Raw genomic sequence first — 5,772 nt, 5'->3', positions numbered from 1 at the left:
GAGATGATCGCTTGGCCGGCGTAGGTCTTGTGATTGACGCCGTAGACGAACATCGGCGTGTCATCTTTCGACGGCGCCGACAAGACGACTTTTTTCGCGCCTGCGTCGAGGTGCTTCTGCGCCGTGAGCTTGTCGAGAAACAGGCCGGTCGATTCGATGACCACTTCGGCACCGACATCAGCCCACTTCAGGTTTGCCGGATCGCGTTCCTGGGTCAGGCGGATCTTCTTGCCGTTGACGAACAGGGCGCCGTCCTTGATCGCGATCTCGCCCTTGAAGCGGCCGTGCACGGAGTCATAAGCCAGCATGTAGGCGAGGTAATCCGGCTCGAGCAGATCGTTGATCGCGACGATTTCGATGTCACCACCGAAGTTCTGCACAGCAGCACGCAGCACATTGCGACCGATGCGGCCGAAACCATTGATGCCAACTTTGACTGCCATGATGTTCCTCTGAAGGTCGGTGGATCGCCCTGATTGCGGACGCGCCCCGGACGATCATCGGATGCGGGCGGCCCATTTCGCTGAGTTGCAAGCGGGGCCGCATTTTAGCCCAGCGCCAAAAAAGCGGGGCCGACATTCGCCGGCCCCGCTCCACAACAGGAGATATCTGCTACGTCGCAGCCGTCAACGGCGGTTCAGATCAGTTCTCAAGTCAGTTCAAGGTGAAGTTGATCGGCAACTCGACGAGGAACTCGGTGTACTCCGGGCTCACGGTCGCCGGCACCGGCGGGAACTTGCCGATGCGCTTGAACACTTCCTTGGCTTCCTTGTCCAGTTCGATGAATCCCGACTTGGTAATCAGCTGCACGTCGAGGATCGAACCATCACGGGAGATCTGCACGCGCAGCTTGACCACACCCTCTTCCTCGTTGCGCAAGGATTTGGCCGGGTACTGCACGTTCTGCTGGATCACGCTCTGCAGCGTGTTGTAGTACGTCGTTGGAACGCCGGTGCCGACTGCCCGCGCCGGAGGCGCTGGCGGTGCCGGTGGTGCTGGCGGTGGCGCCGGTGGCACCGTCGGCACATCCACGGCATCCGGTGCGTTGGTCGTCGGTGCTTCGATCGGCGGCGGCGTCGGAGACGGCGTCGGGACGATCTTCGGCGGTTCCTTCGGCGGCGGCGTTGGAGGCGGCGGTGGCGGTGGCGGCGGCGGGGGTGGAGGAGGTGGGGGTGGCGCCAGTTCGACGATCAGCTGTTTCTTGGCTTTCGGCGGCAGATTCACCGTCGGTCGCACCAGCTGAATGAGGAACAGGATCAGCGTGCCGTGGAAGATGATCGAGACGATCAGTCCCGTACTCCACGTCTGCTTGCCCTTCTTGGGAGGATTGCTCACTGGGTATAGCTCCAGCCCGTCACTGCTGGGCTTCGGCCATCAACGAAACCTTATAGAACCCGGAAGCGCCGACGAGGCTGATGAGATCGACGACCTTGCCGTATTCCACGCCCTTGTCGGAGCGGATGTAGACGAGGTTGTCGGCCTGCTTCGCCGAAATGGCGCGCAAGGCTTCACCGAGCTGTTCGAAGGGCACCTGCTGGGTCAGCGGGCCATTGTTGATGAAGTACTCGTTCGCTGTATCGATCGAGATGATGAGGGGATCGCGCGGTTTGCCCATCTCGTCGAGAGAGGCTTTCGGCAGTTCGATCGGAAGTGTCGGCAGCATCAGTGGCGCCGTGACCATGAAGATGATCAGGAGCACCAGCATCACGTCGACCATCGGCGTGATGTTGATTTCGGCGACCGGCGACATCTCGCCTTCTTCGCCGTCTCCTGACGAGACCTTTACGTTCAGGCCCATGGCGTCAGCTCTTGGCGCCTGGGGCGAAACGCTTGGCCAGACGGCCGGCGTAGATGCCCACTGCGGTGCCGATGCGGCCCGAGTAGCGGCCCATGTCGGTCGACAGCTTGTTGTAAGCCATGATCGCCGGGATTGCCGCGACCAGGCCGATGCCGGTGGCGAACAGCGCTTCGGCGATACCCGGAGCAACGGTCGCCAGCGAAGTGTCGCGGTTGGCGGCGATGCCGGTGAAGGTGTTCATGATGCCCCACACGGTGCCGAACAGGCCCACGAACGGAGCAGCCGAGCCGACCGTCGCGAGGAACGGCAAGCCCTTGTTCAGGCGACGGATCTCGTTGGACATTTCCAGGCGCATCGCATGCTCGATGCGATCACGCACTTCGTGCAGCGCTTCGTGGCTGTGCTCGCCCGAACCTTCGCGCCACTCGGCATTGCCGGCTTCGATGACCGAAGCAAGCGGATGCTGCTTGTCGTCCGAGTAATTGATCATGTCTTCCAGCGTGCCGGTCTCGAGCTTGTTCTCGAGACGATTGATGGCACCGTTGGCTTTGGCAACAGCAAAGAACTTCTCGATCATCACCGTCCAACTCCAGACGGAGAAAAAGCCGAGCAGCAGCAGAATGCCCTTGACCACCGGGTCTGCCTGCCGCACGAGGCTCATGATCGAAAGGTCGGCCGGGTTGATGCTGCCGGCGGCTTCGGCCGCAATATTGATGAGACTGACTGCCACGTGAGGTACTCCGAAAGGTTGGTTCTTAGCGCCGAGGGTATGGCGAGGTGCTCGCAAGACTCGCACCAAAGCTGCACGGCGAAACGGGGAAGGCCGAATACTACTGACCTGTTACGGCAATAAGCAAGGTAATGAAGCGGTCTTAAAACCTTAATAATCGTATGGTTAGCGACGATTCAAGAATGAACCGTCCCGCATCATGAAGCGAGCCCGACGCTGGCGCGCCTTGCCTGACAAACGCTCAGCGCATCGTCACCAGTTCTTCGGAGCTGGTGGGATGGATCGCCACGGTGTCATCAAAGTCGCGCTTGGTGGCACCCATCCGCACTGCAACGGCAAAGCCCTGGATCATTTCGTCCGCACCGACGCCGATCACGTGCACGCCGATAACCTTCTGCTCCGGCCCGACACAGACCAGCTTCATCGCCGTCTCGTGCTTGTGCTCCAGCAGGCCGTAATAAAGCGCCTTGAAGCGCGTGCTGTAGATCTTGACCACATCACCATACCGCTTGCGCGCCGCGTCTTCACTCAAACCCACAGTGCCGATCGGCGGATGGCTGAAGACGACGCTGGCGATGTTGGCGTAATCGAGCTTGCGCTCGCTTTGACCATCGAACAGACGATCGGCCAGCCGACGTCCTGCCGCGATCGCCACCGGCGTCAGCGGCACGCGACCGGTGACATCGCCAACGGCGTGCACGCCTTCGCGGCTGCTGTTCTGCCAGTCATCAACGACGATATGGCCGGCGTCATCGAGCTCGACTCCGGCTTCAGCCAGCCCAAGCCCTTCAGTATTGGCGCGGCGGCCCGTCGCCCAGATCAAGGTATCGATGGCGATGGCCGCGCCATCGTTCAGGCTCGCGGCCAAGCTCGAGCCGCCGTCTTGCCGTTCGAGTCGCTGCACCTCGCAGCCGTAGCGGATGTGCACGCCTTGCTGCACCAATTCCGCACTCAAGGCCTCGCCGAGCATGGCGTCGAAACTGCTCAGCAAACGCTGGCCGCGGACGATCAGCGTCACCTCGGCGCCCAGCGCGCGCAGTACGCCGCAGAGCTCGACGGCGATGTAGCCTGCACCGACCACGGCAACCCGTTTCGGCATCGCCTGCAGCGCGAAGAAACCATCGGAATCGATGCCCAGTTCGGCGCCGGGAATGGTCGGCCGCTGCGGCTTGCCGCCAGTGGCGATCAACACGTGTCGCGCAGCGATCACCGTGTCCCCACAAGCGACGCGGCCATCCGGCAGCAGGCGACCATAGCCTTCGACCAGGCTCACGCGATCGCGATCCAGCCCGTCCCGGTAGATGCCGTTCAGGCGCCGGATATAAGCCTCGCGACGTTCGACCAGCGTCGCCCAATCATGGCTGTATGCCGAAATCTCGAAGCCGTAGCCAGCCGCTTCAGCCAAGGTGCCGGCGATCTGCGCGGCATGCCACATCAGCTTTTTCGGCACGCAACCGACGTTGACACAGGTGCCGCCCAAGCGCGCCGGCTCGATCAACACCACCTTGGCCCCGTACTGCGCTGCACGCCGCGCCGTGGCGATGCCGCCGCTGCCGCCGCCCAGCACGGCGAGATCGAACGTCTGGTCCTGCGTGGTCATCGTTATTGCCTCGAAGTGGTGCGCGCGGCGCACCGGTTCAGCTGCCAGCCTGGGAGGCTCAAGCGCGCTTCCATTTAATGCCACAACCGACACTGGGAATCTGGTTCTCGCCAACCGCGCGTCCCGCCAGCAGAGCGTCCAGCGCGGCCCGCAGATCAACGCCGGTCACCGGCTTGCCATTGCCCGGACGCGAATCATCGAGTTGACCGCGATAAGCCAGTTTCATTACGCCGTCGAAGACGAAGAAATCCGGCGTGCAGGCCGCCTGATAGGCGCGCGCCACGGTCTGCGACTCGTCATACAGATAGGGAAACGGAAAGTGCTCCCGTTGCGCCAGCGCCGCCATCTTGTCCGGCGCGTCATCCGGGTAATTCGCGGCATCGTTGCTGCTGATCGCGACGAACGAAACGCCCTGCGCGATGTAGTCCTGCGCCAGCTTCAGCAGGCCGTCGCGAATATGAATCACGTAGGGACAGTGGTTGCAGATGAACATCACCACGGTCGCGCGGTCTGACTGCAGCTCGGCCAGCGACAGACTGCGGCCGCTGACGGTGTCCGGCAGGCTGAAGGCCGGCGCCAGTGTCGCCAGCGGCAGCATCGTCGATGGGGTCAGCGCCATGTCATCTCCTTGCATCGAGGGGCGCGGCACACTCACCGCGCAGTGCGCCGGATTGTAGCCTTGCCCTCGCCTAGCCAAGCTGGCGACAAGGCCCGGCGCATTCGTTCTTATGCAGGGGTCACCACCTTGCATTACGCTATCTGCTTATCCGCATGACCCGATCACACGAGGAACCCGCAGTGACTCAAGCCACGAGCAGCTATCTCTTCACGTCCGAATCCGTCTCCGAAGGCCATCCGGACAAGCTCGCCGACCAGATTTCAGACGCCGTGCTCGACGCGATCCTCGCCCAGGACAAGCGCGCCCGCGTCGCCTGCGAAACCCTCGTCAAGACGGGCGTCGCGATCGTGGCCGGCGAAGTCACGACCTCGGCCTGGGTCGACCTCGAAGCGCTGGTGCGCAAGGTCATCATCGACGTCGGCTACAACTCCTCCGACGTCGGTTTCGACGGCGCCACCTGCGGCATCCTGAACATCATCGGCAAGCAGTCGCCGGACATCGCGATGGGCGTCGACGGCACCAAGAAGAAGGAAAAGGCTGCCGAAGATATCGGCGCCGGCGACCAGGGCCTGATGTTCGGCTACGCCTGCGACGAGACCAAGGAACTGATGCCGGCGCCGATCTATTACGCGCACCGTCTGGTCGAGCAGCAGTCGAAGATTCGCAAGGCCAAGAAGGGCGGCCTTGCCTGGCTGCGCCCGGACGCGAAGTCGCAGATCACGCTGCGCTACGAGAACGGCGTTGCCGTCGGCGTCGATGCGGTGGTGCTGTCAACCCAGCACAGCCCGGACATCAAGCTGAAAGACCTGCGTGAAGCGGTCATGGAATCGATCATCAAGCCGGTGATTCCGGAAAAGTGGATCAGCAAGGCGACCAAGTTCCACATCAACCCGACCGGCAACTTCGTCATCGGCGGCCCGGTGGGTGACTGCGGCCTGACCGGCCGCAAGATCATCGTCGACAGCTACGGCGGCTGGGCCCGTCACGGCGGCGGCGCCTTCTCCGGCAAGGACCCGTCCAAGGTC

General features: G+C 62.6%; 7 protein-coding genes. 1 reads left to right on the top strand and 6 read right to left on the bottom strand.

Annotated elements, in window-relative coordinates:
- The 6 genes from QZY06_RS13775 to QZY06_RS13750 form a co-directional block, all read right to left on the bottom strand.
- On the bottom strand, positions 1-443 hold a 443-nt coding region (locus QZY06_RS13775; RefSeq protein WP_295685465.1), incomplete at its 3' end, for a glyceraldehyde 3-phosphate dehydrogenase NAD-binding domain-containing protein.
- Positions 444-654: 211 nt separating this feature from the next.
- Positions 655-1,335, bottom strand: a complete 681-nt coding sequence (locus QZY06_RS13770; protein WP_022974841.1) for an energy transducer TonB — start codon at positions 1,333-1,335, stop codon at positions 655-657.
- A gap of 19 nt (positions 1,336-1,354) precedes the next feature.
- Positions 1,355-1,798: a biopolymer transporter ExbD gene (locus QZY06_RS13765; protein WP_022974842.1), complete on the bottom strand. Its 444-nt coding sequence runs from the start codon at positions 1,796-1,798 to the stop codon at positions 1,355-1,357.
- A gap of 4 nt (positions 1,799-1,802) precedes the next feature.
- Positions 1,803-2,528, bottom strand: a complete 726-nt coding sequence (locus tag QZY06_RS13760; RefSeq protein WP_293391680.1) for a MotA/TolQ/ExbB proton channel family protein — start codon at positions 2,526-2,528, stop codon at positions 1,803-1,805.
- A gap of 241 nt (positions 2,529-2,769) precedes the next feature.
- Positions 2,770-4,128, bottom strand: a complete 1,359-nt coding sequence (gene gorA / locus QZY06_RS13755) for a glutathione-disulfide reductase (protein WP_295685458.1) — start codon at positions 4,126-4,128, stop codon at positions 2,770-2,772.
- 58 nt (positions 4,129-4,186) lie between these two features.
- Positions 4,187-4,747 carry a thioredoxin family protein gene (locus QZY06_RS13750; protein ID WP_295685455.1) on the bottom strand — a complete coding sequence of 187 codons (561 nt, stop codon included), beginning with the start codon at positions 4,745-4,747 and terminating at the stop codon, positions 4,187-4,189.
- A 179-nt stretch (positions 4,748-4,926) separates the two neighbouring features.
- Here QZY06_RS13750 and metK point away from each other — a divergent pair.
- The coding region (metK, locus tag QZY06_RS13745; protein ID WP_295685452.1) for a methionine adenosyltransferase at positions 4,927-5,772 on the top strand (846 nt) is incomplete at its 3' end.

It is taken from the genome of uncultured Nevskia sp. (assembly GCF_903885465.1).
Lineage (GTDB): Bacteria > Pseudomonadota > Gammaproteobacteria > Nevskiales > Nevskiaceae > Nevskia.
Note: the sequence above shows the minus strand (reverse complement) of the source record. Positions and strands in the feature narration are given on the sequence as shown.